Origin of the sequence: Methylobacterium amylolyticum, from assembly GCF_030700245.1 — a bacterium.
Classification (GTDB): Bacteria; Pseudomonadota; Alphaproteobacteria; order Rhizobiales; family Beijerinckiaceae; genus Methylobacterium.
The window spans coordinates 1-23798 of the sequence record NZ_JAUYZI010000002.1 but is presented as its reverse complement, the minus strand read 5'-3'; the positions used below and the strand labels follow the sequence as shown (position 1 = coordinate 23798).

25 protein-coding genes are annotated in these 23798 nt (G+C 73.3%); 12 read left to right on the top strand and 13 right to left on the bottom strand.

All coding sequences use genetic code 11. From position 1 onward, the window contains the following. Positions 1-31: 31 nt before the first annotated feature. The gene (locus Q8W71_RS01850) at positions 32-301 is read right to left on the bottom strand and encodes a hypothetical protein (protein ID WP_305523613.1); all 270 of its coding nucleotides are present in this window, start codon (positions 299-301) and stop codon (positions 32-34) included. 56 nt (positions 302-357) lie between these two features. Between Q8W71_RS01850 and mdcB the strand changes: the two genes are divergently transcribed. Together mdcB and Q8W71_RS01840 are read left to right on the top strand one after the other, a co-directional pair. Beyond that, positions 358-1440: a triphosphoribosyl-dephospho-CoA synthase MdcB gene (gene mdcB / locus Q8W71_RS01845; RefSeq protein WP_305523612.1), complete on the top strand. Its 1083-nt coding sequence runs from the start codon at positions 358-360 to the stop codon at positions 1438-1440. Beyond that, positions 1416-1760, top strand: a complete 345-nt coding sequence (locus Q8W71_RS01840) for a hypothetical protein (protein WP_305523611.1) — start codon at positions 1416-1418, stop codon at positions 1758-1760. Before mdcB ends, Q8W71_RS01840 begins: the two co-directional genes overlap by 25 nt. 67 nt (positions 1761-1827) lie before the next feature. Here Q8W71_RS01840 and Q8W71_RS01835 read toward each other — a convergent pair whose 3' ends face one another. Together Q8W71_RS01835 and Q8W71_RS01830 are read right to left on the bottom strand one after the other, a co-directional pair. Next, positions 1828-2691: a hypothetical protein gene (locus Q8W71_RS01835; protein WP_305523610.1), complete on the bottom strand. Its 864-nt coding sequence runs from the start codon at positions 2689-2691 to the stop codon at positions 1828-1830. A 71-nt stretch (positions 2692-2762) separates the two neighbouring features. After that, positions 2763-4094 (bottom strand): LLM class flavin-dependent oxidoreductase, encoded by a 1332-nt coding sequence (locus Q8W71_RS01830; protein ID WP_305523609.1) that lies wholly within the window; start codon positions 4092-4094, stop codon positions 2763-2765. A 312-nt stretch (positions 4095-4406) separates the two neighbouring features. Here Q8W71_RS01830 and Q8W71_RS01825 point away from each other — a divergent pair, with 312 nt between their 5' ends. The 3 genes from Q8W71_RS01825 to Q8W71_RS01815 all read left to right on the top strand — a co-directional run bounded on the left by Q8W71_RS01825 (position 4407) and on the right by Q8W71_RS01815 (position 7356). Continuing rightward, positions 4407-4883: a VOC family protein gene (locus Q8W71_RS01825; RefSeq protein ID WP_305523608.1), complete on the top strand. Its 477-nt coding sequence runs from the start codon at positions 4407-4409 to the stop codon at positions 4881-4883. A gap of 76 nt (positions 4884-4959) precedes the next feature. Further along, the gene (locus Q8W71_RS01820) at positions 4960-6663 is read left to right on the top strand and encodes a dihydroxy-acid dehydratase (RefSeq protein WP_305523607.1); all 1704 of its coding nucleotides are present in this window, start codon (positions 4960-4962) and stop codon (positions 6661-6663) included. Between the two features lie 204 nt (positions 6664-6867). Next, positions 6868-7356 carry a hypothetical protein gene (locus Q8W71_RS01815; protein ID WP_305523606.1) on the top strand — a complete coding sequence of 163 codons (489 nt, stop codon included), beginning with the start codon at positions 6868-6870 and terminating at the stop codon, positions 7354-7356. Positions 7357-7403: 47 nt separating this feature from the next. Here Q8W71_RS01815 and Q8W71_RS01810 read toward each other — a convergent pair whose 3' ends face one another. After that, positions 7404-7826: a flagellar biosynthesis repressor FlbT gene (locus Q8W71_RS01810; protein WP_305523605.1), complete on the bottom strand. Its 423-nt coding sequence runs from the start codon at positions 7824-7826 to the stop codon at positions 7404-7406. A 199-nt stretch (positions 7827-8025) separates the two neighbouring features. Between Q8W71_RS01810 and Q8W71_RS01805 the strand changes: the two genes are divergently transcribed. Then, positions 8026-11646 (top strand): flagellin N-terminal helical domain-containing protein, encoded by a 3621-nt coding sequence (locus Q8W71_RS01805; protein WP_305523604.1) that lies wholly within the window; start codon positions 8026-8028, stop codon positions 11644-11646. A gap of 70 nt (positions 11647-11716) precedes the next feature. On the opposite strand, the gene senA is transcribed toward Q8W71_RS01805, so the two are convergent. Beyond that, on the bottom strand, positions 11717-13039 hold the full coding sequence (gene senA, locus Q8W71_RS01800) for a selenoneine synthase SenA (RefSeq protein WP_305523603.1): 1323 nt from the start codon (positions 13037-13039) through the stop codon (positions 11717-11719). 73 nt (positions 13040-13112) lie between these two features. On the opposite strand from senA, the gene senB reads away from it, so the two are divergent. From senB to Q8W71_RS01785, 3 genes are all read left to right on the top strand, one after another. Beyond that, entirely contained in the window at positions 13113-14066 is a 954-nt protein-coding gene (gene senB, locus Q8W71_RS01795) for a selenoneine biosynthesis selenosugar synthase SenB (RefSeq protein WP_305523601.1), read from the top strand. Between the two features lie 141 nt (positions 14067-14207). Next, positions 14208-14594 carry a hypothetical protein gene (locus tag Q8W71_RS01790; RefSeq protein ID WP_305523600.1) on the top strand — a complete coding sequence of 129 codons (387 nt, stop codon included), beginning with the start codon at positions 14208-14210 and terminating at the stop codon, positions 14592-14594. Further along, positions 14569-15141 (top strand): hypothetical protein, encoded by a 573-nt coding sequence (locus tag Q8W71_RS01785; RefSeq protein WP_305523599.1) that lies wholly within the window; start codon positions 14569-14571, stop codon positions 15139-15141. The genes Q8W71_RS01790 and Q8W71_RS01785 overlap by 26 nt, the downstream gene beginning before the upstream one ends. 28 nt (positions 15142-15169) lie before the next feature. Here the strand turns inward: Q8W71_RS01785 and Q8W71_RS01780 are convergent, their stop codons facing one another. The 6 genes from Q8W71_RS01780 to Q8W71_RS01755 form a co-directional block, all read right to left on the bottom strand. Beyond that, positions 15170-15871 carry a ribonuclease activity regulator RraA gene (locus tag Q8W71_RS01780; RefSeq protein WP_305523598.1) on the bottom strand — a complete coding sequence of 234 codons (702 nt, stop codon included), beginning with the start codon at positions 15869-15871 and terminating at the stop codon, positions 15170-15172. Between the two features lie 109 nt (positions 15872-15980). Then, entirely contained in the window at positions 15981-16211 is a 231-nt protein-coding gene (locus tag Q8W71_RS01775; protein WP_305523597.1) for a hypothetical protein, read from the bottom strand. Positions 16212-16447: 236 nt separating this feature from the next. Then, positions 16448-16699, bottom strand: a complete 252-nt coding sequence (gene moaD, locus Q8W71_RS01770; protein WP_305523596.1) for a molybdopterin converting factor subunit 1 — start codon at positions 16697-16699, stop codon at positions 16448-16450. Positions 16700-16747: 48 nt separating this feature from the next. After that, on the bottom strand, positions 16748-17347 hold the full coding sequence (gene pgsA / locus Q8W71_RS01765; protein WP_305523595.1) for a CDP-diacylglycerol--glycerol-3-phosphate 3-phosphatidyltransferase: 600 nt from the start codon (positions 17345-17347) through the stop codon (positions 16748-16750). 61 nt (positions 17348-17408) lie between these two features. Beyond that, complete coding sequence (uvrC, locus tag Q8W71_RS01760; protein WP_305523594.1) at positions 17409-19484, bottom strand: excinuclease ABC subunit UvrC; 2076 nt, start codon at positions 19482-19484, stop codon at positions 17409-17411. 70 nt (positions 19485-19554) lie between these two features. After that, positions 19555-20250 (bottom strand): protein phosphatase CheZ, encoded by a 696-nt coding sequence (locus tag Q8W71_RS01755; protein ID WP_305523593.1) that lies wholly within the window; start codon positions 20248-20250, stop codon positions 19555-19557. Between the two features lie 324 nt (positions 20251-20574). Between Q8W71_RS01755 and Q8W71_RS01750 the strand changes: the two genes are divergently transcribed. From Q8W71_RS01750 to Q8W71_RS01740, 3 genes are all read left to right on the top strand, one after another. After that, positions 20575-21387: a L,D-transpeptidase gene (locus tag Q8W71_RS01750; RefSeq protein WP_305523592.1), complete on the top strand. Its 813-nt coding sequence runs from the start codon at positions 20575-20577 to the stop codon at positions 21385-21387. An 81-nt stretch (positions 21388-21468) separates the two neighbouring features. Then, positions 21469-21840, top strand: coding sequence for a nucleotidyltransferase domain-containing protein (locus Q8W71_RS01745; protein ID WP_305523591.1), 372 nt, complete (start codon positions 21469-21471; stop codon positions 21838-21840). After that, complete coding sequence (locus Q8W71_RS01740) at positions 21837-22253, top strand: HEPN domain-containing protein (protein WP_305523590.1); 417 nt, start codon at positions 21837-21839, stop codon at positions 22251-22253. Before Q8W71_RS01745 ends, Q8W71_RS01740 begins: the two co-directional genes overlap by 4 nt. A gap of 216 nt (positions 22254-22469) precedes the next feature. On the opposite strand, the gene Q8W71_RS01735 is transcribed toward Q8W71_RS01740, so the two are convergent. Together Q8W71_RS01735 and Q8W71_RS01730 are read right to left on the bottom strand one after the other, a co-directional pair. After that, the gene (locus Q8W71_RS01735) at positions 22470-23225 is read right to left on the bottom strand and encodes a DUF2076 domain-containing protein (RefSeq protein ID WP_305523589.1); all 756 of its coding nucleotides are present in this window, start codon (positions 23223-23225) and stop codon (positions 22470-22472) included. A gap of 248 nt (positions 23226-23473) precedes the next feature. Then, the coding region (locus Q8W71_RS01730) for an outer membrane protein (RefSeq protein ID WP_370875314.1) at positions 23474-23798 on the bottom strand (325 nt) is incomplete at its 5' end.

Below are 23798 nucleotides of genomic sequence, written 5' to 3'. Positions count from 1 at the left end.
GCGGACGCGCGCCGGAACGACGGCCCCGGCCTCAGCGCACCTCGCTCATCCGCCGGGTCGCCCGCTGCTCCTGCTTGTAGGCGTTGATCGCCCCGGCGCAGTTGGGCGAGAGCTTCTTGAGATTGGCGCGGAAACAGGCTTCCACCTCGGGGCCGCCCGGCGGGTAGGCGCTGCAATGGTCCATGTAGTCGGCGGTGCAGTAGCGCTTCAGCGCCTCGCGCGCCGGGGACTGCTCGGCGAAGGCCGCGGCCGGGACGAGGCAGAGACCGAGGGCCAGGACGGCCGCTTTGGTCTGAGTCATGGGTTACCTATCGGTTTCCGGGGCCGCCCGGCGGACCGGACGGACGGGCGCGGGGGATGGATGCCAAGGATGGCATGAACGTGACGCGCATCTGCCCCGACAGCAAGCTTGAGCCATGTGTCCCTGAACCATGTGTCCCTGAACGCTCCTCGCCCGGCCGGCCGGGCGGCGGCGCCGAAGCCGGCCTTCCCGGAGGCAGCCCCGCGCTGCCCGCCCGCGCGGCGGCCCTCGCCCACCGCGCGCTGATCGACGAGCTGGAGACCTGGCCGAAGCCGGGTCTCGTCAGCCCGGTCGACGCGGGCAGCCACGACGACATGGACGCCGACAGCCTGCGCCGCAGCGCCGCCGCCCTCCGCCCGCACTTCGCCGACCTCGCGCGCGCCGGGGCGGCCGGCGCCGGGATGGCCGAGCTGCGGGCGATCGGGCTGCGGGCGGAGGCCGCGATGCTCGCCGCGACCGGCGGGGTCAACGCTCATCGCGGCGCGATCTTCTCCCTCGGCCTGATCTGTGCGGGGGAGGGGGCCTCCGGCGGCACGGACGCGTCGGCGGAGGCGCGGGCGGAGGCGGTCGGACGCCGCTGGGGCGCGGTGATCGCCCGCGCGCCGGTCTCGCCCGCGAGCCACGGCGGCCGGGCGGCGCGGCGCTACGGCGTCGGCGGGGCCGCCGCCGAGGCGGCCGCCGGCTTTCCCACCGTGCGGGCGGTCGGCCTGCCCGCCCTGCGCAGCGGCCGTGCCCTGGCGCCCGCCGATCCGGAGGCCGCGCGGGTGCAATGCCTGTTCGCGCTGATGGCGGTGCTCGACGACACCAACCTGCTGCATCGCGGCGGCCCCGAGGGGCTGCGCGCCGCCCGCGCCGCCGCGGCGGCGTTCCTGGACGCGGGCGGGGTCGGGGCGCCCGACTGGCGCGGCCGCGCGGAGGCGCTCCACCGCGCCTTCGTCGCCGCCCGGCTCAGCCCCGGCGGCAGCGCCGACCTGCTCGCGGCGACCCTGCTCCTCGACGCGCTGGCTGGAACCCGAGTTCGGAGCCCTGGGGCGACGCCGGGCGCCGTTGACCCGACCGGCCCGGCGTGGAAAGCGGGCGCCGTCCAGGACACCAGCCCGACGAACGGTATCCCATGCGCCCGAACGCCCGCTTCGTGAAGATGGCCGCCCTGGCCGCCCTCGTCCTGGCGGCGGCATCGCCCGGCGCGGCCCGCGCCGAGACGATCGCCCGCGAGCGCCTGGGCTGCCGCACGGCGGCGGTCAACGAGCGGCTGCTCGCCATGGTGCAGGCCGACGACGCGGAGGGCTACGGGCGCCTCCTGCGCGGCAGCCTCGCCTCGGGCGAGTGCAAGTACTGGAAGCCGGGGGACGAGGTCGAACTCGGCAACCGGACCATCGGCTACGCGTGCATGACCGCGAAAGCCGGGTCCGGGCCCTGCTTCTGGACCCCGGTCACCGCTCTCGAGAAGGGCGACTGACGCCGCGCCGCCCGCGTGCCGGGGCCGGTCGCAGGGACTTGCCGCAGGGACTTGCCGCCCGGCGCCCTCAGTAGAAGCCCGCGTCGGCGCAGGTTCCGCCGAACGCCCGGCTGCACGCGTCGGTGGTGGCGCTCGCCGCGCCGGCGATGCCGGCCCCGCCCACCGCGCCGCCGCCCGTCCCCGCGATCCCGGTCGCGGCGATGCCGGCGGCTACCTGCTCCGGCACGGCGCCCGCGCCCGCGGCGATGCCGGCGCCCGATCCCCCGGAGCCGCCGCCCGCGACCGCCACGCTCCGGGCGCCGGAGCCGGAGGCGATGCCCGCGCCCGAGCCGCCGGCGCCCGAGACGCCGAGACCTCCGCCGCCCCCGATGCCCGCGCCGGACCCGGACAACCCGGCCGACCGCGCCGAGGCGGCGGCCTGCACGGCGTTGGCGGTGGCGGCCGTCGTCAGGGTCGTGCCCGCGCCGCCGGTCCCGCCCGGCGTCCCGGACGTCCCGGACCCTGCCGTGCCGGCGGCGCCGGACGCGCCCGAGGCGGGGCCGCCCGCTGACGAGCCGGCCGCCGTCGCGCCGGAGCCGCCGCCCGGCGTCGAGCCGGCAGACGCGGCGCCCGCTGGGCTCGACACGCGCCCGCCGCCGGATCCGCCGCCGCCGAAGCTCAGGCCGCCCGCGTCGGTGATGCCCCCGGTCTGGCGCGAGATCGTGGGGAAGGCGCTCGCCCCCGCCGCGGCCGAGCCGCCGAGGCTGAGGGCGCCGGGGTTCACGAGCGCGGTCGTCGGCTCGACCGAGGCCGGGGCGAGGCCGGCGACGCCCTGGCCGGTCGGCGCCACGCTCAGGCCGGCGATCGACGGGACGCCGGTGACGGTCGTGCTCTGGGCCGCGGCCGGCCCGGCGAGCGCGAGCATGGCGGCTGCCGCGAGGAAGATCCGCATGGCGTCGTCCGTGATGTCCGCACCCTTGAAGAGAGCGAACGCGGGGTCGCGGCGGCGCGTTCCGGCCCGGCTCATCGCGCGGGACCGAAGCCGGCCGGCGGGCGTGAGCCGAGATGCCCGCGCAGGGTCCGCGCGGCGTAGTCCTCCCGGAACAGGCCGCGCCGGCGCAGCTCCGGCAGCACCAGCTCGATGAAGTCGTCGAGGCCGCCGGGCAGAGTCGGCGGCATGATGTTGAAGCCGTCGGCGCCCCCGGCCCGGAAGCGCTCCTCCATCTCGTCGACGATCTGGGCGGGCGTGCCGACGATCTGCGCGTGGCCGCGGGCGCCGGCGATGCGCAGGTAGAGCTGGCGCAGCGTCAGACCCTCGCGGCGGGCGAGATCGAACATCAGTCGCTGGCGGGACTTGCCGCCCTCGGTCTCGGGCAGCTCCGGCACCGGCCCCTCGGGGTCGTAGCTCGACAGGTCGACGCCGCCGATCATCCGCTCCAGGAGCGCGAGGCCGACCGCGGGGTCGATCAGCGCCTGAAGCTCCTCGAACTTGGCCCGCGCCTCGGCCTCGCTGCGCCCGACCACCGGGAACAGCCCCGGCATGATCTTCAGGTCTTCGGGCGCGCGGCCGAACCCGGCCATGCGCCCCTTCAGGTCGGCGTAGAACGCCACCGCCTCGTCGAGCGTCTGGTTGGCGGTGAACACGATCTCGGCGGTGCGCGCCGCCAGATCCTTTCCGGGACCCGACGAGCCGGCCTGAACCAGCACCGGCTGCCCCTGGGGCGTGCGCGACAGGTTGAGCGGGCCGCGCACCGCGAAGTGCTTGCCCGCGTGGTTCAGCGGCCGGAAGCCGTCGGGCTTGGAGAACTGGCCGCTCGCACGGTCGATGATCACCGCGCCGTCGTCCCAGGTGTTCCACAGCCCCAGCACCACGTCGACGAACTCCTCCGCCCGCTCGTAGCGGTCGGCGTGGACGGCGATCCGCGCGCCGCCGAAATTGGCGGCCTCCGCGTCGGTGGCCGAGGTGACGAGGTTCCAGCCCGCCCGGCCGCCGCTGAGATGGTCGAGCGAGGCGAAGCGGCGGGCGACGTTGTAGGGCTCGTTGAAGCTCGTCGAGGTGGTCGCCACGAGCCCGATCCGCTCGGTGACGGCCGCGAGCGCCGAGAGCAGCGTCACCGGCTCGAAATGGGTCGAGCGGGCGGTGCGCTCGCTGGAGCGCAGGCCGGTGTCGCGGATGCCGGTACCGTCCTCCAGGAAGATCAGGTCGAACTTCGCGGCCTCGGCCCGCCGCGCCCAGCCGACGTAGCGCGCGAGGTTGAGCCCGCCGTCGGCCTCGCTGGAGGGGTGGCGCCAGCCCGCCACGTGGTGGCCGGTGGCATAGAAGAACGCGCCGAGGCGCAACGTGTCCTGCGTCATCAACCGACCCGGTTCAGGGCGGCCTCCCCGGGCCGCGCGGATGCCTACGATCGCGCGGAGTGTACAGCCGCGCGCGGCCGAAAGGGACGCCCCCCGGCGCGGGGCGTCGATCGCGCCCACGCCGGCGCGGTGCGGCGCGCTGTCCCGGGCGATGGCGGCGCGTGTCCGGTCGCGTCCCGTGCCCACGGTCGAAGGCCCGCGCGCCGCGGATCGGCGGGGCGGCCCCCCGGAGCCGGAGGCTCGCCCCCGGTCGCGCGGCGCGCCCGCCGGTGCTACCCGTTCCCGAAAGCGTCGAGACGGCGGGAGGGAGCGATGTCGAGGGTCAGCACGTGCCTGTGGTTCGGGACGGAGGCCGAGGCCGCCGCGCGCTTCTACGTCGCGCTCGTCCCCGAGTCCCGGATCACCCACGTCCAGCGCTCGCCCGGCCCCTGGCCCGGCGGGGCGGCGGGCGACGTGGTGATGGTCAGCTTCACCCTCGGCGGCCAGCACTACGCGGGGCTGAACGGCGGCCAGCCCGCGGAGTACGGCTTCGCGGCCTCGATCTCGGTGCTGTGCGCGGATCAGGCGGAGATCGACCGGCTGTGGTCGGCGCTCACCGCCGACGGCGGCTCGGAGATCATGTGCGGCTGGCTGCGCGACCGGTGGGGGGTGCCCTGGCAGATCGTGCCCGAGATCCTGCCGCGCCTGCTGGCCGACCCCGATCCCGGCGTCGCGGCCCGCGCCTTCACCGCCATGCAGGAGATGGTGAAGCTCGACATCGCCGCGCTGGAGCGCGCGGCCGCCGGCTGAACGCCGCGCCGCGGCCGGAAGCCCGTTCCGCCGACCCCGTCTCGCGTACACGTCTCGCGTACAAGGCAGAAGCACCATGACCGACGAACCGCACGGCCTCGACCGCGGCCTGACCAATTACGGCGACCGCGACTTCGCCCGCTACCTGCGCCGCTCGTTCGCGCGCTCCATGGGCATCTCGCCGGGCCTCCTGAACAAGCCGGTGGTCGGCATCGCCATGACGCCGTCGGGCTTCAACAACTGCCACCGCGGCATGCCCGAGCTCGTCGAGGCGGTCTCGCGCGGCGTGCTGGCCGCCGGCGCCCTGCCGCGGCCGTTCCCGACCGTGTCGCTCGGCGAGGTTTTCCTCAACCCCACCAGCATGATGTACCGCAACCTGATGGCCATGGACACCGAGGAGATGATCGGCGCTCAGCCCATGGACGCGGTCGTGCTGATCGGCGGCTGCGACAAGACCGTGCCCGCCCAGCTCATGGGCGCGGCGTCCGCCGACCTGCCCGCGATCCAGCTCGTCACCGGCCCGATGTCCACCGGCCGCCACCGCGGCCAGCGGCTCGGCGCCTGCACCGATTGCCGGGGCTTCTGGGCGAAGTACCGGGCCGGCACGGTGGGGCCTGAGGAGATCGCCGAGGTCGAGGGCCGGCTCTCGGTCACCCAGGGCACCTGCGCGGTGATGGGCACCGCGAGCACCATGGCCTGCATCGCCGAGGCGCTCGGCATGTCGCTGCCCGGCACCGCCGCCATCCCCGCCGTGCATTCCGACCGGCTGGTCGCCGCCGAGGAGACCGGCCGCGCCGCCGTGCGGCTGATCGCGACGAAGATCCGGCCGAGCCAGGTGATCACGCAGAAATCGGTCGAGAACGCGATCCGGGTGCTGATGGCGGTCTCGGGCTCGACCAACGCCATCGTCCACCTGACCGCGGTCGCCGGGCGGCTCGGCATCCGGATCCCCTACGCGCGCTTCAACCAGATCTCGGACGAGACGCCGGTGCTGGTCGACCTCAAGCCCGTGGGCGAGGGCTACATGGAGGATTTCCACGCGGCCGGCGGCATGGGCGCGCTGCTGCGGGAGCTGCGCCCGCTGCTGCACCTCGACACGCTCGACGTGGAGGGCCGCCGGCTCGCCGAGCGCCTCGACGAGCCGGCGGGGTGGGTCGACCGCAAGGTGATCCGGGCGGCCGACGATCCCGTGTCGCCGGTGGGCGGCCTGATCGCGCTCGGCGGCAGCCTCGCCCCGGACGGGGCGATCTTCAAGCGCGCGGCGGCCACGCCCGCCCTGTTCGAGTCGGAAGGCCGGGCGGTGGTGTTCACCGGGCTCGAAGACCTCTCCGCGCGCATCGACGACCCCGGCCTCGACGTCCGGCCGGGCGACATCCTCGTCCTCCAGAACGCCGGGCCGCACGCGGCGGGCATGCCGGAGGCCGGCTACCTGCCGATCCCGAAGAAGCTGGCGCAGGCGGGGGTGAAGGACATGGTCCGGATCTCCGACGCGCGCATGTCGGGCACGGCGTTCGGCTCGATCGTGCTGCACGTGGCGCCCGAGGCGGCGGCGGGCGGGCCGCTGGCGGCGGTGCGGGACGGCGACCGGATCCGGCTGTCGATCCGGGACAAGCGCGTCGACCTGCTGGTCGAGCCGGACGAGATCGCCCGGCGGCTCGCCGATCACCGGCCGCCGCCCGCGCCGTCGCGGGGCTACAAGGCCCTCTACCGGCGCACGGTCACCCAGGCGCCCGAGGGCTGCGACTTCGACTTCCTGGCCGGCGCGGCGCCCGGGGCCTGAGGCCGCGCCGCCGGTGGCGGACCACCCGGCCGGGCGAGGGCACGCCCCGCGGCGCGAGCGGGGCTGCAAATCCTTTCGACAGCAGGGATTTTGCACAGGAGGCGAGATGACGCGCCCCGGCGATATGGCTTACAAGGCAACCGCACGGCGTCCCCGCGTCCCGCGCGGTCGCGCCACGACGTCTTTGAAGATCGGGCCGGACGAATGAGCGGAGACAACATGCTGGAAAAGGCGCTGGCCGATGTGCGGCAGCGCCGGATCGATCTCCAGGCCGAGTACGAGCGCGTCACCGCCGAGCTGAACAAGCTGCGGATGGCGGAGCGCTCGCTGGCGGTGATCGTCGAGGGCGCCGCCGCCGAGGAGGTGGCCGCCCTCGATCCGACGGGCGAGGGCACCGGCCGCTCCGGCCGGGCGACCGGGCGGGGCAGCCGCGGCCCCCGGGCGAATTCCGCCAAGGGCCGCCTGAAGGCGCTCCTGGAGAGCACGGGGCAGCAGGGCCTCTCCCACGCGGAGATCGAGCGCCGTCTGCCCGACGTCGCCCCCGCCACCCTGAACGCCTACCTCAGCACGATGGTGTCGAGCGGCGACGCGGTGCGCCGCGGCGACTTCTACGTCGGGGCCGCGCCGTCGGCCGCCGAGGAGCCGGCGGCGGAAGCCTCCGACGCGGAAGCCCGCGACGAGGCGGCCGAGTAGGCGGGCTCCCTACCGCCGCGGACGCGCGCCCGACACGCGGCGCGCGCTCACGCGGCGCTCGCCCCGGCCCGCTCGACCTGCGCAGGATCGTCCGCGCGGCGCGCGAGCGCTTCGTGCTGCACGAGGCGCCTGACGACCTTCAGCGCCTTGTGCGTGTGCTTGCCTTCGAGCGCTCGGCTGATCTCGGCGACGTAGGGTGCGGCCTCCGGCATCGCCTTCAGGATCTCGGCCGCCTGCGTGAACAGCAGGCCGAAGACCGCCTCCGGCTCCTCGGACAGGTGGATCATCTGGAGCGTCATCCAGAGCTGCTTGCAGGGCGTGTCGACCGCGCTCTCGTGGATGATCTCGCTCTCGCGCAGGAACCGGCACGGCGTCTCGATCAGGATGTCGCCGTTGCGGTCGCCGTTGCGGATCAGCGCCCCGTTGATGACCAGCCGCTCGCGGGGCTTGAGCGTGATGCGCAGGGCCATGGCGGTCCACTCCATTTTGAGCTGCGCGGACCGTGCCGGGACTTCTTTAACTATGCCTTATCGAAAAGACCGGGCGCGTCCGGGACCTGTTCTCTCGGGAGCTGTTTTACGGGCCGACTTAACGGTTCCGAAATCGGACGCGTGATGTGTTGGCGAACCGCAAAAGCGCGGCGTTCCATCCAATCACGGATACCGGCCGATGAGCTCCAGCATCACCCTGTCAGCCGCGACGCGGCAGAACCTGCTGTCGCTGCAGGACACCGCGACCCTGCTCTCGACGACGCAGAATCGGCTCTCGACCGGCAAGAAGGTCAACTCGGCCCTCGACAACCCGACGAACTTCTTCACCTCGCAGAGCCTGACCGCCCGCTCGTCCGATCTCTCCTCGCTCCTCGACGGCATGTCGAACGGCATCCAGACGATCCAGGCGGCCAACCAGGGCATCACCTCGATCCAGAAGCTCCTGGACACGGCGAAGTCGACGGCGAGCCAGGCGCTCGCGGACAAGACGGGCGGTTCGAGCGGCGTGACCGGCGGCGCGAAGGCGCAGGCCGCCAAGGTGACGGGTACCTCGACCCTGGCCAGCCTCGGCACCACCAATGCCAGCGGCGTCACGACCTTCGACCTGTCCAACCCCGCCAAGGACGCCTCGCTCGACATCTCGCTCGACGGAGGCACCACCAAGACCACGATCCGGATCGACTCGACGACGCTGGCCTCCTCCGGCTCCGACCTGACCAAGGTCACCTCGGACCAGTTGCTCACCGCCATCAACGGCCAGATCGCCAACAACGCCGCGCTGGCCGGCAAGGTCTCCGCCGGCACGAGCGCGGACGGGCGCATCACCTTCTCGACCACCGCCACCGGCGCGGCCGCCAAGCTGACGGTGGCCGGCTCGGCGAACGCCACCGTCGACATCGGCTACGGCAAGTCCACCACGACGCCGACCCACTCGACGGTGACGGCCCAGGGCGCGCTCGGCGCGGCGACCGACTTCACGACCGGCAGCGCCTCCCTGACCGTCAGCGACGGCAGCACCTCCGTTCAAGTCAAGCTCGACAAGAACTCGGCGACCGACAATCTCGGCGGCACCATCGGCACCTCCGGCACGCGGGCCGAGGTCGTGGACGCGATCAACAAGCAGCTCAAGGACAACGGCTCCACCGCCACCGTGGCGCTGGCCACCGACGGCAGCAACAAGCTCGTGTTCAGCTCGGCCGATGTCGGCCCGGACGCGCAGATCTCGGTGATCGGCGGCATCGACACCACGGGTGGCAACGGCGCCAGCGGCATCGGCTTCAGCACCTTCACGGCGAGCACGCCGACGCCGGGAACGCTCGCGGCGAACACCCAGACGGCGACGGTGGGCGCCTATACCGCGCCGACGGTCGTCAACGGTGCCGGTGCTGCGGTCAGCACGACGACCTCGACGGTCGCGCTCGGCGCGAACGTTCCGATCGCCGGCACCGGCCAGAAGACGACCTTCAGCATCCAAGTCGGCGCGGGCGCAGTCACCAACATCAGCATCGACGCGACCTCGCTCGACACCGGCGGGACCGCGCTCGGCGCGAACCCGACCCGCGCGAAGATCGTCGAGGCGATCAACCGGCAACTCGATGCCGCCGGCGTCGCGGTCACCGCCTCGACCACCGGCGGCAACTTGCTCCAGTTCTCCACGGACGCCAACAGCTCCGCGAACATCAACCTCGTCACCTCCGCCACCGGCTTCTCCGATCAGCTCGGCCTGTTCAGCACGCCGGCGACCGCCGAGCTCGCCACGACCATCCCCACCAACCTCGACCTCAACGGCAAGAGCGCGACCTTCACGGTCGGCGGCGCGACGGTCGTCCTCGACGCGACCAAGACCGACGCCTCGGGCCTGGCGATCGGCAACAACCCGAACCAGAAGGCCGTCCTCGAAGCGATCAACAAGCAGCTCACGGGTGGCAACTCCGCCTACATCAACGCTGCGAACCACCTCGTCTTCGTCGGCCCGACGAGTTCCGCCACGCCGCCCGCGCCGACCTTCACCGCGGTGAGCGACACGGTCGGTCTCGGCTTCGGCACCGCCAACAAGGTGACGGCGGCAGGCACGGTTTCCACGCCCGCCACGAGCTCGGCCGCCAAAGTGACGGCAGCCGGCACCGCGGTGACGTTCCCGGTCGATCTGACCACGCAGTCGGCGACCTTCACGGTCGGCGACGGCACGGCCACGGCCAACATCACGATCAACAACGCGAGCCTCGACACCGCCGGCGCCGCGATCGGCAACTCAGCCACGAAGGTCGAGATCGAGCAGGCGATCCAGCGTCAGCTCGACGCGGCGGGCGTCGACGTCACGGCGGCGTTCAACGCCGGCGGCAGGCTCGAACTCACCTCCCGCGGCGTCGGCGCCAGCGCCAGCGTCACTCTGACGCCCGCCACGGACACGGCCGGCCTCAGCATCGGCGTGGCCGGTGCCGCCAACCCGCCGCTGACCGCGAACGGTCTCTCGGCCGGCGTCATCGACCTTTCGGGCGGCAAGACGAGCACCTTCGCGATCAGCGACGGCACCACCAGCCGGAACGTCTCGATCAGCGCGACGAGCCTCGACAAGGCCGGCAATCAGATCGGCGCTTCGGCCACGCAGGCCAAGGTCGCCGAGGCCATCCAGGTCGAACTCGACACGGCCGGCGTCAAGGCGCAGGTCGCGTTCGTCGCCAACAGGCTCCAGGTCACCGGCAACGCCGTCGGAACCGGCGCCGCCGCCCCGACCCTGACCGCGACCAGCGACACCGCCGGCCTCGGCCTGGGCACCACCAGCAACGCCAACAGCACTCCCGCGGCCGGCACCGGCACGGCCGCGGGCGGCGTCACCTCCTCGGGCACCGAGGCCACCGACGGCTCCTCCAAGGCCTCGCTCGTGGGGACCGAGCAGACGCTGACCAAGGACTTCAGCGGCACGAAGGACGCGTCCTTCACCCTGAAGCTCGGGAGCGGACCGCTCAAGCTGATCACGCTGAACAGCGCCAATCTCGGCGCCTCGGCGGCGACCAGCCAGACCGCCATCGCCAAGGCGATCAACGATCAGATCGCCACGGATACCGGCCTCGCCGGCAAGGTCTCGGCCAGCTACGTCAACAACAAGCTCGTGATCTCGACCACGGATTCCGGCTCCGACCAGAAGCTCTCCGTCACGGCGGCGCAGCTCACCACGGGCGGCACCACCGGCGTCGACATCGGCTTCGGCCTCTCGGGGTCGGGCGCGACCGCGCAGACGGCGCAAGGCACGGATGTCGGCGGCAGCAAGGGCACGAGTTCGGTGCGCTCGGCCCTGGCGTCTCAGTTCAACCAGATCCTGCAGCAGATCTCGCAGCAGGCTCAGGACTCCGGCTACAACGGTGTCAACCTGCTGTTCCGCAACAGCAACAGCGCGGCCGACAACACCCTCCACATCGCCTTCAACGAGAAGAACACCTCGGCGCTCGACATCGCCGGCGTGCGCTTCGATGCGGCGGGCCTCGGCCTCAACTCCGTCGACGGCGGCTTCCAGTCGGACGCCGACATCAACGCGGCCATCGACAGCATCACCAAGGCGACCTCGCAGCTCCGCACGCAGTCCTCGACCTTCGGCGCCAACCTCTCGGTGGTGCAGAACCGTCAGGACTTCTCGAAGAACCTGACCAACATCCTCGACACCGGCGCCTCGAACCTCACGAGCGCCGACCTGAACGAGGAGGCGGCGAACTCCCAGGCCCTGTCGACCCGCAACTCGCTGGCGATCTCGGCCCTCTCGCTCGCCAACCAGGCGCAGCAGGGCATCCTCCAGCTCCTCCGCTGAGCGGCGGCAGCCACGACGATGCGGACGGCCGGGGCTCGCGCCCCGGCCGTTCCCGTTTCCGGGGGACGCCTCAGATCGCGACCGTGCGGAAGCCCGCGAGCACGTCCCGGCGCTCGGGGCCGAAGAAGTTGCGGTAGGTCGCCGTCACCATCCGCCCGCTTGTGGCCCAGGCGCCGCCGCGCAGCACCTTGCGGGTGCCGAAGGCCGGCACGGAATAGTCCCGGTAGGCGTCCGGCGCGAAGCCGGGGAAGGGGAGGAACGGACTCGCCGTCCACTCCCAGACGTTGCCCATCATCTGCCGGCACCCCCAGGGGCTGTCGCCCGCCGGGTGGGCTGCCACGTCGACCGGCCCGAGCCCGCGGCCGTCGAGGTTGGCGAGGCCGGGGGCGGGGGGCGCCACGCCCCAGGGATAGCGCCGCTTCGTCGCGCCGAGCCCGCCGTCGGCCGCCGGCTCGACCGCGGCGGCCGCCTCCCACTCGGCCTCGCTCGGCAGGCGTCGCCCGGCCCAGCGGCACCACGCGCTCGCCTCGTGCCAGTTGACGTGGATCACCGGCCGGTGCGGGGCGAGCGATGCCCACCTGTCGAACACCCGGACCTCCCAGCCCTCGGCGCCGCGCCGCCAGTAGACCGGGTGCTCCGCCTCGCTGCCTGCGAGCCAGTCCCGCCCCTCCGCGTCCCACAGGTCCGCGCGGCGGTAGCCGCCATCGTCGACGAAGGCGGCGTACTCCGCGTTGGTGACCGGCGCGCGGGCGATCCGGAACGGGGCGAGCTCCACCGGGTGCGCCCATTTCTCGTTGTCGAACACGAAGCCGTCCCCGGGCTCCGATCCGAGCCGCAGCACGCCGCCGCCCACCGTCGCGTCCCCCGGCCACGGTCCGGCCGCACCGGCCGCGGCTTCGCCGAAGGCCGGGGCCGGGTAGCCGAGCGTCTGGCGCGCATATGTGAACGCCTCCGCGTGCATGTCCTCGTGGAAGGCGACCAGCCGGTAGAGGTAGACTTCGCGCGCGTCCGGCGCCCGGCCGTCGAGCCGCGCGGCGAGCGCCGACTGGACGCGCTCCATGTAGGTCAGGGTCTCGGGCAGCGGGGGCAGCGGCAGGTCCCAGCGGGTCGCGTGCGGGACCGCCGCGGAATCGTACAGGGCGTCCGAGCCCGCCATCAACGAATCGCGGCCGTCGAGGCCGCGCAGGACGAAGTGCTCATGGAACCACGCGAGGTGCCCGATCTCCCACAGGAGCGGGTTCACGATGTCGAGCCGCGGGCCCATGAGCTGCGCGTCGTCGAGGCCGTCGAGCAGCGCCAGGGTGCGGGCGCGGGCGTCGCGCAGGGCGGCGACGAGGTCCGCGGCCGTGACGGGGGACGCGACGGGGAACGGTGTGGCCACTGCGGCGCGCATCGGGTCTCTCCGGATCGGGGGCCTGCTCCTCCCTCGCCGGCCCGCGCCCGCGGCGCAATCCCGGGCGCCTGAGATGCGGATCACGATCCGCACGCCGGTCGCGGCCACCCGGCGCACCGGCAACCGCGCCACCGCGACCCGCTGGGCCGGCTTCCTCGCGGAACTCGGCCACGCCGTCGCGGTCAATCCGGGTCCGGAGGTGCCGCCCCCCGACCTGATGATCGCGCTGCACGCGTGGCGCAGCGCCGCGCACGCCGCGCGCTTCCGCGCCGAACACCCGGACCGGCCCCTCGTGGTGGCGCTGACCGGGACCGACCTCTACCACTACCTCGCCGCCGAGCCGGGCCCGACCCTGCGTTCCCTCGACCTCGCCGACCGCCTGATCGGCCTGCACGACCGCGTCGCCGACGCCCTGCCGGAGCGCCACCGGGACAAGCTGCGGATCGTCCACCAGTCGGCCCGGGGACGGGCCGAGCGGGCGGCGCCGCTGGAGGGCGCCTTCGAGACCCTGGTGGTCGGCCACCTGCGCCCGGAGAAGGACCCGTTCCGGGCGGCGCTGGCGGCGCGGCGGCTGCCGCCGGCCTCGCGGATCCGCATCGTCCATCTCGGTGCGGCGCACGCACCGGACTGGCAGGCGGCGGCGCGCGCGGAGATGGCGGAGAACCCGCGCTACGCCTGGCTCGGCGACCTGCCGCCCGCGCGCGTGCGCCGGCTCATGGCCCGCGCCCGGCTGATGGTGCTGTCCTCGCACATGGAGGGCGGCGCCAACGTGATCTCCGAGGCGCTGGTCTCCGGCCTGCCGGTGATCGCCTCGCGGATCGCCGGCTCGGTCGGGCTGCTGGGCGAGGCCTATCCCGGCTTCTACCCGGTGAGCGACACCGCCGCCCTCGCCGCGCTGCTGCTGCGCGCGGAAGCCGAGCCGGCCTTCCTGGCCGACCTCGCGCGGCACGGCGCCGCCCGCGCCCCGCTGTTCCGGCCGGAGCGCGAGCGCGCGGCGCTGGGACGGCTGGTCGCCGAGCTGGTCTGAGCCTGAACCGAGAGTGCGCGGCGACGGGGCGGGGCCGGGAGGTTCGGTCCGAGGCCCGGCGCGGGCGCGGACCATCCCTTGCCGCGAGCGAGCGCGGGCGGCATATGGCGATCTGTATGTCTGTATCGTGCGGGGCCGGCCATGCGGCAGTTCACGATGAACATCGACGACAGCCTCCTGCTCGCGGCCAAGCGCCACGCGCTCGGTGCGGGCATCACCATGAGCGATCTCGTTCGGGATCTGCTCGCGCGGGAGGTCGGCTGGTCTCCGGTGCCGGACACGCCTGTGGTCGCTGAGGCCTCCGCCGTTCCAATCCTGCGGGCCTACTCGGAGGGGCGCCTGACGCGCCGGCAGGCCATGCAGGCGCTCCACCTCGCGCCGGACCGGCAAGTGGACTTCGTCGCGGCCATGAACCGCTTCGCGATCCCGTGGCCGCAGCCCGATCCCGGGCAGATCGACCGGGAGGCGGCGCTCGTCGCCGCCGCCATCGCGGAGGCTGTCGGTGAGAACCAAGGTCCTGCTGCCTGATTCCGGGCCGCTGTTCTCCTTCGTGGCCGTTCCGGACGGTTTGGACCTGCTGCTGGCGGCGGGGCTGCCGCTGGTCCTGACCGACTACATCGCGTGGGAAGCGACCCGGAGCCGGAGCGCGACGGCGCGCGCCATCGAGGCCTGGATCGCCGCGCATCCGGACGCGATCCGGGTCGTCGAGACGGAACTCGGGCAGGCCCGCATCGCGAAGGAACGGTCCGGGACCGCCGCGAAGGCCGACCGGCGCAATATCGGCGAGATCACCGTCTTCGAGGCGCTGGCGAGCGGCGACGCGGGCGAGGGCCCGTTCCTGTTCCTGTTCGAGGAGGACAAGTTCGTCGATCCGGGCTTCTACGGACGCCACCCCGTCCATTCCGTCACGACGCTCGGGTACCTCGTCGGCCTGGAGCGCAGCGGCCTCATCCCCGATGCCGACGCGGTGTTCGCGGCCATGCGGGCGAACGGCCGGGCGGGCGTGAAGGCGGTCGCGCTGGACCGGCCGCACCGGGGCACGCGGGACGGGACGGACACGTCGTGGCGCCCGTGACCGGCCGGGACGCCCCGGAGCTGGACGGTCAGTCCGTCTTGCTCGCCTCGTAGCGGGCCTTGTTCTCGGCGTTGGGCGGGTAGAGGCCCGGCAGGGCGGCGCCCTTGCCGACCTCCTCCATGATCCAGCCCTCGAAGCGCTCCTGCTCGGGGGCGAGTTCCAGCACCGCGTCGACGAGCGCCGCCGGGATCAGCACCGCGCCGTCCGCGTCGACCACGATCACGTCGTCGGGGAACACCGCCACGCCGCCGCAGGCCACCGGCTGCTGCCACGCCACGAAGGTGAGGCCGGCCACCGAGGGCGGGGCGGCGGCGCCCTGGCACCACACCGGCAGGCCGGTGCCGAGCACGCCGGCCAGATCGCGCACGACGCCGTCGGTGACGAGGGCGGCCACGCCCTTCTTGGCCATGCGCGCGCAGAGGATGTCGCCGAAGATCCCCGCGTCGGTCACGCCCATCGCGTCGACCACCGCGACGCATCCCTCGGGCATCGCCTCGATCGCCGCGCGGGTGGAGGTCGGCGACGACCACGATTCCGGCGTGGCGAGATCCTCGCGCGCGGGCACGAAGCGCAGGGTGAAGGCGCGGCCGACCACGCGCGGCTGGCCGGGTTTCAGGGGCTTCGTGCCGCGCAGCCAGACGTTGCGCAGGCCCTTCTTGAGCAGGATCGTGGTGATGGTGGCCGTCGTGACGGTCGAGAGCACCTCGACGATCCGCGCGTCGCTCGTCATCCCGCGATTCCTTCCCAGCTGCTGTCAGGGGCGGACGCCGCGTCCGCGCCGCCCCTGCCCTAGACCGGGATCGCCTGGCGGGAAACCCGTCCGGGCGCGGGCGGCCCGCTCAGTCGCAGGTCTCCTTGTGGACGGTCTTGGTGTCGCCCATGTCGTTCTCCTTGCGCACCGTCTTCGACACGCAGCCGTCGCCGCGGTCGCGGACGGTGACCGACTTGGACTCGGTCGCCGGACGATCGACCACCACGTCGGGGCCGTCGCGGCGGATCACGGTGGTCTCGGCCGAGGCGGCGCCCGAGAGGGCGAGCAGGGCTGCGGTGGCGAGCAGGGCGTTGCGCATGGATCTCTCCGTGGGTTGAGGCACGGAGTAACGGCAACCCCAGCTTGGGCGTTCCGCGATCGTCGGGCGGTTAAGCGGGCCGAACCCGTAGGGGAACTTGGCTCGGCCCGCACGCCGTTCGGCTTCACGGGAGGCCGGAGCGACGGGAGCCAGTGGGCGCCTTTCGCGGGCGCCCCGCAACCCGGCGGACTACGCGGGCCGGTCGGGCGGGCGCGACCGTGGCCCGCCGGCCACGCTCACCCGCCGGTCATCGGCGGGAAGAAGGCGATCTCCGAGGCCCCCGCGATCGGCGCGTCGGGCTTGACGTGGGCGCGGTCGATCGCGGCGCGGACCACGCCCGGGTTCTCGAAGGCGTGTGCGTATTCCTCGCCGCGCCGGCTGAGCCACGCCGCGAGGTCGGCCACCGTCGCCACCTCGGGCGGCGGGTCCAGGATCTCCTCGGCGCGGCCGATCCGCTCGCGGACCCAGGCGAAATAGACGAGCTTCATCGGGTGACGGACCTGTACGGGCGATGCGATGCGGGCGCCCGCGCCGCGTCAGCGCGGGTCGTCGATGACGTGCTTGATCCCGGCCCGCATGTAGTCCCAGCCGGTCCAGAGCGTCAGGGCGGCGGCAAGCCACAGGAGGGCGAGGCCGATCGCCTCGGTGCCGGGCAGCAGCGTCTCGCCGGCCGGCCCGGCCACGAGGAAGCCGAGCGCCACGAGCTGCACCGTCGTCTTCCACTTGGCGATCCGGCTCACCGGCACGCCGACCTTCAGCTCGGCGAGGTACTCGCGCAGGCCCGAGACCAGCACCTCGCGGCAGAGGATGACGATCGCCGCCCAGATCGACGGGCCGGCGATGGTGCGGTCGGCGGTGAGCATGAGCAGGCAGGCGGCCACGAGCAGCTTGTCGGCGATCGGGTCGAGCATCCGCCCGAGCGCCGAGCTCTGCGCGAGCACCCGGGCCACGTAGCCGTCGAGGTAGTCGGTGATCGCCGCGGCCACGAACACCCCCAGCGCCGTGAGGCGGGCGGCGGTGGAGTCCGGCCAGAACAGCAGGGCGACCATCACCGGCACCGCGGCGAGGCGCCCGTAGGTCAGGCAGTTCGCGAGCGTCCAGGCCGGCGAGCGTCGTCGGGGGAGGACGGCGTTCATCGGTGGCGTGAAATCAGAGCTTGTCCCGGGCGTCAACGGCGGCGCGGCCGTGCCCGCTTCCTCAGGCGCCGGCATGGAAGAAATCGTAGACGGCCCGGGCCGTGGCGGCGTTGACGCCGGGCGCGCGGGCGAGATCCTCGTAGGCCGCGCGCTCGATCGCCTTGACGGTCCCGAAGTGGTGCAGCAGCGCCCGCTTTCGGCTCGGGCCGATGCCGGCGATCTCGTCGAGGGGGTTCCTGGTCATCTCGCGCTTGCGCTTGGCCCTGTGGCTGCCGATGGCGAAGCGGTGCGCCTCGTCGCGCAGCCGCTGGACGAAATAGAGCGTCGGGTCCCGCGGGGGGAGCCGGAACGGCGGCCGATCCGGCACGAAGAAGGTCTCCCGTCCCGCGTCCCGGTCGCGGCCCTTGGCGACGCCGACCAGCGGCACGTCGGCGACGCCGACCGCCTCCAGGGCGACCCGCGCGGCGTCGAGCTGCCCCTTGCCGCCGTCGATCAGCACGAGGTCCGGCCACGCGGGGAAGACCTCGGCGTCCTCGGCCGAGGCTGCTTCCGGCACAGGCTCCGGCGCGCCGCCCTCGGCGGCGGCCACCGCGGCCTCGGCGGGGGTGCGCGGCGCCTCCTTGACGAGGCGCTTGAACCGGCGTTGCAGCACCTCGCGCATCATCCCGTAATCGTCGCCGGGGGTCAGCTCCTCGGACTTGATGTTGAAGGTGCGGTAATGCGTCTTCATGAACCCGGTCGGGCCGGCGACGATCATCCCGCCGACCGCGTTGGTGCCCATGATGTGCGAGTTGTCGTAGACCTCGATCCGGCGCGGCGCCCGCTCCAGCCCGAACGCCTGGCCCAGTGCGGCGAGCAGCTTGCCCTGCGAGGCGGTGTCGGCGAGCCGCCGGGCGAGCGCCTCCTTCGCGTTGCGCTGGGCGTAGTCGACGAGGTTCTTGCGCTCGCTCCGGCTCGGGCGGTGGATCTCCACCCGGTGCTCGACCCGGCTCGACAGGGCGGCGGCCACCAGCTCCGCATCCTCCACCGCGTGGCTCGTCAGCACGAGGCGCGGGGCCGGCTTGTCGTCGTAGAACTGGCCGATGAACGAGCCCAGCACCTCGTCGGCGGTCATCGTCCGGTCGGCCTTGGGGAAGTAGGCGCGGTTGCCCCAGTTCTGGAAGTTGCGGAAGAAGAACACCTCGATGCAGAACTGACCGGCCTGCTCGTCCAGGGCGAACACGTCGGCCTCCTCGACGCCTTGCGTGTTCACCCCCTGCACGCCCTGGATTGCCGAGAGTGCCGCGATCCGGTCGCGGAACCGGGCGGCGCGCTCGAACTCCATCGCCTCGGAGGCCTCCTGCATCTCCGTGCGCATCCGGTCCTTCACCGCGTTCGACTTGCCGGCCAGGAAGGCGCGGGCCGAATCCGCCATGACGCGGTAGTCATCGGAAGAGATCTCCCCGGTGCAGGGCCCCGAGCAGCGCTTGATCTGGTAGAGCAGGCACGGCCGCGTGCGGTTCTCGTAGTAGCTGTCGGTGCAGGTGCGCAGCAGGAAGGCGCGTTGCAGTGCGTTGACCGTGCGGTTGACCGCCCAGACGCTGGCGAAGGGACCGTAATAGTTGCCCTTGCGCCGCCGCGCGCCGCGGTGCTTGACGATCTGCGGCGCTGGGCCGTCGTCGGTGACGAGGATGTAGGGGAACGACTTGTCGTCCCGCATCAGCACGTTGAAGCGCGGCTTGAGCTGCTTGATCAGGTTGGCTTCGAGCAGCAGCGCCTCGGTCTCGGTGGCGGTGGTGACGAATTCCATCGCCGCCGTCTGCGAGATCATTCGCGCGATGCGGTTCGAGTGCGCCTGACCGCGGGCGTAGGAGCCGACGCGGGCCTTCAGGTTCTTGGCCTTGCCGACGTAGAGCACATCACCGCGGGCGTTGAGCATCCGGTAGACGCCGGGCGAGGGTGGCAGGGTCGACCAGAACCGGCGGATCACCTCGGTGCCGGCCTGCACCGCGCCGGGCTCGAAATCGAAGTCGATCTCCGGGCCGTCGTCGGCCGCCAGCGCGACCTCGGGCTCGTCGTCGGCCCGCTCGCCGGCCTGCGCGTCGCGGCCGTCGTCGAAGGTGTCGGGGGGCAGGTCTGACAGGGCTCTGCGGCTCATGCCGCAGACATAAGCCTTTTCGGCCCGCGCCGGGACATGTCCGGCGCGCAAAATCCGCGCGGGCGTCGCGTCAGTCGAACAGCGCGTCGATGTCGGTCTGGTCGACGTGGCCGGGGTCGTCGTCGAGCTTGGGCCCGTTGAGCAGGGCGCGCTCGTCGTCCGCCGCGGCCGTCGGCAGCGCCTCGACGAGGTCGCGGAAGCTGTCGAGCGAGGACCAGGCGGCGATCACGCGGTCGAGATGCTCCTCGATGAACTTCATCACGGAGACGATCTTGCCGATGCGCTGGCCGGTCAGGTCCTGGAAGTTGCAGGCCTCGTAGGCGCTGATCACCTGGTCGAGGATCGCGTCGGTGTGCTCGCGGGCGCCGGCCACCCCGGCGGCGCGGAGCAGGCCGGCGCGGGACTCGATCTCCTCGATCGCGGAGAGGAGCTGCGTCGTCGCCCGCTCGGTCGACTCGACCACGGCGTCGAGCTCGTCGGCGGCCCGCCGCATGCCCTTGCCGGTCGTCTCCGAGCGGTGCAGGGCGGCGAGGTCGGCCTTGGTCTGGACGATGGCGTCCTTCATCGCGTCGAGGTCGCTGCGCATGGTCAGCGCCTCGCGCAGCTCGCGCCGGCAGGACTCGACGGTCTCGCTCGCAGAGACCTGCATGATGCGGCGCAGGTCCCCGATGGCGGCGAGGATCTCGTCGTCCCGGCCGGGCTGCGACGCCGCTGCGACCTCGGGGAGGCCCAAGCTGTGCTCGATGCGATAGCGCTTCTGGGTCATCGTCCGGGAGGGTCGCGTAGGGGGCCGTCTTCGATGCCGCCACTCTCCGTCAGGATTGGTTAGCGGACCGTCACCGCCGTCGCTTCAAACACGCAGCGCTGATCGGGAACTGGCCTCGCGGGCCCGACGTCGCGCCGAACCCGTCCGCCGGACCGTTCGACGCGCCCCGGAGCGCGCGTTTACCGGGGATTCACGCTCTCCGTCCGCGGCCGGGGACGGCGATTCGGGGGGTACCCGATTCACCATGTTCCTTCACCGGATCGGGCGCCGCCGTGGCGGAGCCTGAAGGAAGCGGGGTGCCGGGCCCCGGCGTGGGAGCGGGCGATGCGGGGTGGAGCGTTTCGTGTGGGACTGGGCGGCGCGGCGCTGGCCGTCGCCCTGTGCGGGCCCGCCGCCGCGCAGGGCGCGCGCTACGCCGAGGGCGGCTACGGCGGCGGGCTGATCGAGTACCTCGTCACCGGCGGCGCCGGGGGACGGGGGGCGCCCGCGCGCGCCGCGCCCGCGCCGCAGCGGGTGGCGGTCTACTCGGGCGATCCGGTGCCGGCCTACGGCGAGCCCGCAAACGCGGCGGTCCCATCCTACGGATACGGCACCCAGGTCTACGGTGCTCAAGGCTACGGCGCCCAGGGCTACGGTGCGTCCGGCTACGGCGCGCCGGCCGAGGCGGATCCGAGCCGGATCGCCCGCGCCGTCGATCCGCAGTACCGGCGCCAGGAGGTCGATTTCCCGGGATCGCAGAGGCCCGGGACGATCGTCGTCGACACGGGGTCCAAGCACCTCTACCTCGTGCAGCCGGGCCACCGGGCGCTGCGCTACGGCATCGGCGTCGGCCGGCCGGGCTTCACGTGGAGCGGGCTGAAGACCGTCAGCCGCAAGGCCGAGTGGCCGGACTGGACGCCGCCCCCGGAGATGCTCGCCCGCCGGCCCGACCTGCCGCGGCACATGGAGGGCGGCCCCGGCAACCCGCTGGGCGCCCGCGCCCTCTATCTCGGCTCCTCGCTGTACCGCATCCACGGCACCAACGAGCCGCACACGATCGGCCAGAACGTCTCCTCCGGCTGCATCCGCATGATGAACGAGGACGTGACCGACCTGTACGACCGCGTGCCGGTCGGCACCCGCGTCGAGGTCCTCTGATCCCGGAGGACGGGGAACCACGGGCGCGACGCGGATGCGCGGCGAGCGGTCGTGCCGTATGCTTCCGGCATGAACGACTCGATGATCCGCGAAGGGCCTCGATCCGCGTTCGCGTCGGCGGAACGCGCGCTCGCCGTCGCCGTCGAGCGCCTCCGCGCCGTCGCGCCGGTCGAGCGCGTGATCCTGTTCGGGAGCCGCGCCCGGGGCGACCAGGAGGCGGACAGCGACTGGGACCTGTGCGTCCTGCTGCGCGACGATATCCCGGCCGGCCTCTACACGCCGGCCGCGCTCTGGCGGGCGGTGCGCGGTCTCGGCCTGACGCTTCAGATCGTCCCGATGCGCAGGAGCGTCTTCGACGGCACGCGCGGCGACGTGAACGCCCTGGCCCACGACGTGGCGCGGGACGGCATCGTCCTGTTCGACGCCGGCCCGCGCCACGGCGTGGGCCCGTGACCTCCGGCGGCTCGACGGATCCTGCGACGTGGATCGACGCGGCGCGCCGGGATGTCCGGGCCGCGCGGCGTCTGCTCGTCGACCCGCCCGAACTTGAGACGACCGCCTATCACGTGCACCAAGCCGTGGAGAAAGCCATCAAGGCTTTCCTCGTCGCGGCGGGCATCCGCTACCCGCGCGGCAGGGGAGCCGGCCATGATCTCGACATGCTGGCCAGCCTCGTGCCGGCCGGCGACCCGCTTCGCACGTCCGCGCTGCTGATGTCGGACCTGACGCCCTGGGCGACCGCATTCCGCTACCCGGCCGACGACCCTCTCACGGCCGAACCCCTTCCCCCGAAGGACGAGATCGAGCGCCGGCTCGATGCGGCCGAAGCCTTCATCGCGGCGGTCGCACGGCGGGTCGCACGGTAGATCGCACATCCGGCCGGACCGCGCGGTTAGCCCCGAGGCCCGCGGCGCGTCCCGACCGGCGAGCCTTCGGCGACGAAGGCTAAGCTGTGCCGGAAACGAGGTCGTCCGCTCAGGGGCACCGCCTCGTCCTGCCCGGACGAGGGGCAAAGGAATGGCCCGGCCCCGCCTCGGCGGGACCGGGCCTCGCAACATCCCGGGATCCTGGGCGCCGGACGATCAGGTCCAGTCGCTGTCGTCGCCGCCGCCGAGGTCGCCGCCGAAGTCACCGCCCGGATCGTTGCCCCAGGAGGCGTCCTGGAAGCCGCCATCGCCGCCGCCGAGGGCCGAGCCGAGATCCTGGTTGCCGCCGCCATCGCCGTAGTAGTTGTTCACCACGGTCTCGCCGCCGCCGCCGAGCCCCGCCGACGCGGCGCTGCCGAGCTGCGAGTGGCCGCCCGCGAAGGCGTTCGAGAGGGCGCTGCCGAGCAGCATGCCGCCGGCCGCGCCGGCCGCCATCGGCAGCGCGGTCGCCATGAAGCCGCCGCCGCGGGCCGGGGCCTGCTGCGGCTGGCCGGCCCACGGGCCGCCCTGACCGGGATAGCCGCCCTGCTGCGGGTAGCCCTGCTGGGGATACCCCTGGGGCGCGCCGCCCTGGCCGCCCCAGGCGCCGGGGCGCTGCTGCTGCTGCGCGTAGGCGGGCGGGGGCTCCGGCTGGCGCGAGCCGCCGCCGAAGATGCTCGACAGGAACCCGCCGCCGCCGGACGATTGCTGGGCCGGGGCCGACTGCCGCCGCGCCTCCTCGAGCTGCTGGTTCAGGCTCTTGATCGCCTCCTCCTGGACGTAGATCAACTGCGCCATCGCGTAGGGGGCGTAGGGCTGCGCACGAAGCTTGTCGGCGATGAAGCGCTCGGCATCCGCGTCACGGGGCTGGCTCTGGGCCTGCTCCAGACGCTGGAAGATGCCGGAGATGACGTCGCGTTCCTCGCTGTTCATGGAGTCCTCCTCGGTCGAACCCGCGGCCTGGAGCGCGCCGCACGGCTGACGAGGACATGGGGGTGCGGCGACGCTTTGTCAGGGGGGCCGCGAAAACTTCATGCGCCCCGGTCCGGCGACCGCGCCCCGGGGGGCGTACCGGCGCGTCACGGTCCGTCCGAACGCGAGAAAGCCCGGCCTCGCGGCCGGGCTCTCCCTCTCGTCGCGTTCCGATGGCGCGGGCTGGGGGACCGCGCCGGATCCCGATCTCAGAACGAGCCGAACTTGTAGTTCAGGCCGGCGCGGACGACGGCGAAGTCGTTGGTGTTCCGGCCGGCGCCGGCCAGCGAGTAGACCGGCAGGAAGCCGACGTTGGAGGCGGCGGCGCCGACCAGCGGCAGGCCGGTGCGGTTGCGGTCGAGGCTGACGTACAGGCCTTCGACCTTCACGGTGACGGCCGAGGAGCGGAAGAAGTTCAGGAAGGAGTCGGTGGGCAGGGCGTACTCGACGCCGCCGCCGACGGTCCAGCCGGTCTTGAAGTCGTCGCGGCGGCCGGCGAAGTTCTGGAAGCCGATGCGGGCGCCGGCATCCGTG

Coding starts and splice junctions, on each gene's coding strand:
- moaD (WP_305523596.1), bottom strand. CDS start 16,699: ATGAAGCTCGTCTATTTCGCCTGGGTCCGCGAGCGGATCGGCCGCGCC.
- senB (WP_305523601.1), top strand. CDS start 13,113: ATGCGGATCACGATCCGCACGCCGGTCGCGGCCACCCGGCGCACCGGC.
- Q8W71_RS01790 (WP_305523600.1), top strand. CDS start 14,208: ATGCGGCAGTTCACGATGAACATCGACGACAGCCTCCTGCTCGCGGCC.
- mdcB (WP_305523612.1), top strand. CDS start 358: ATGGATGCCAAGGATGGCATGAACGTGACGCGCATCTGCCCCGACAGC.
- Q8W71_RS01835 (WP_305523610.1), bottom strand. CDS start 2,691: ATGCGGATCTTCCTCGCGGCAGCCGCCATGCTCGCGCTCGCCGGGCCG.
- Q8W71_RS01850 (WP_305523613.1), bottom strand. CDS start 301: ATGACTCAGACCAAAGCGGCCGTCCTGGCCCTCGGTCTCTGCCTCGTC.
- Q8W71_RS01745 (WP_305523591.1), top strand. CDS start 21,469: ATGATCCGCGAAGGGCCTCGATCCGCGTTCGCGTCGGCGGAACGCGCG.
- Q8W71_RS01780 (WP_305523598.1), bottom strand. CDS start 15,871: ATGACGAGCGACGCGCGGATCGTCGAGGTGCTCTCGACCGTCACGACG.
- uvrC (WP_305523594.1), bottom strand. CDS start 19,484: ATGAGCCGCAGAGCCCTGTCAGACCTGCCCCCCGACACCTTCGACGAC.
- Q8W71_RS01805 (WP_305523604.1), top strand. CDS start 8,026: ATGAGCTCCAGCATCACCCTGTCAGCCGCGACGCGGCAGAACCTGCTG.
- Q8W71_RS01810 (WP_305523605.1), bottom strand. CDS start 7,826: ATGGCCCTGCGCATCACGCTCAAGCCCCGCGAGCGGCTGGTCATCAAC.
- Q8W71_RS01825 (WP_305523608.1), top strand. CDS start 4,407: ATGTCGAGGGTCAGCACGTGCCTGTGGTTCGGGACGGAGGCCGAGGCC.
- Q8W71_RS01820 (WP_305523607.1), top strand. CDS start 4,960: ATGACCGACGAACCGCACGGCCTCGACCGCGGCCTGACCAATTACGGC.
- Q8W71_RS01840 (WP_305523611.1), top strand. CDS start 1,416: ATGCGCCCGAACGCCCGCTTCGTGAAGATGGCCGCCCTGGCCGCCCTC.
- Q8W71_RS01735 (WP_305523589.1), bottom strand. CDS start 23,225: ATGAACAGCGAGGAACGCGACGTCATCTCCGGCATCTTCCAGCGTCTG.
- Q8W71_RS01815 (WP_305523606.1), top strand. CDS start 6,868: ATGAGCGGAGACAACATGCTGGAAAAGGCGCTGGCCGATGTGCGGCAG.
- pgsA (WP_305523595.1), bottom strand. CDS start 17,347: ATGAACGCCGTCCTCCCCCGACGACGCTCGCCGGCCTGGACGCTCGCG.
- Q8W71_RS01755 (WP_305523593.1), bottom strand. CDS start 20,250: ATGACCCAGAAGCGCTATCGCATCGAGCACAGCTTGGGCCTCCCCGAG.
- Q8W71_RS01830 (WP_305523609.1), bottom strand. CDS start 4,094: ATGACGCAGGACACGTTGCGCCTCGGCGCGTTCTTCTATGCCACCGGC.
- senA (WP_305523603.1), bottom strand. CDS start 13,039: ATGCGCGCCGCAGTGGCCACACCGTTCCCCGTCGCGTCCCCCGTCACG.
- Q8W71_RS01750 (WP_305523592.1), top strand. CDS start 20,575: ATGCGGGGTGGAGCGTTTCGTGTGGGACTGGGCGGCGCGGCGCTGGCC.
- Q8W71_RS01775 (WP_305523597.1), bottom strand. CDS start 16,211: ATGCGCAACGCCCTGCTCGCCACCGCAGCCCTGCTCGCCCTCTCGGGC.